Annotated in this window: 1 pseudogene; it reads left to right on the plus strand. The window is 58.0% G+C overall.

From position 1 onward, the window contains the following. Positions 1-288: pseudogene (locus tag AB9F26_RS22485) on the plus strand (hypothetical protein); the annotation flags it as partial.

A 288-nucleotide genomic window follows, 5' to 3' on the forward strand; every position in this document is an offset into this window, starting at 1 on the left:
GCGGATGCTGACGTCTCACCAAACACGATTTCCTACGTTGAATGTCACGGCACAGCCACGCCGATGGGCGACCCGATCGAAGTTAGCGGATTGCGCCAAGCCTTCGGGTTAGAGGGCGAGGAGGTCACCTGCTCTTTGGGTTCTGTGAAGGGCAATATCGGGCATATGGATGCGGGTGCGGGCGTTGTCGGCGTCATCAAAACCGCAATGATGATGGCCCGCCGGGAATTGCCACCCTTAGCGAATTTCAAGACCCTCAACAGCCGAATTGACCTTTCGGGCGCGCCA

The sequence above is a fragment of the Falsihalocynthiibacter sp. BN13B15 genome, assembly GCF_041205415.1.
Classification (GTDB): Bacteria; Pseudomonadota; Alphaproteobacteria; order Rhodobacterales; family Rhodobacteraceae; genus Falsihalocynthiibacter; species Falsihalocynthiibacter arcticus.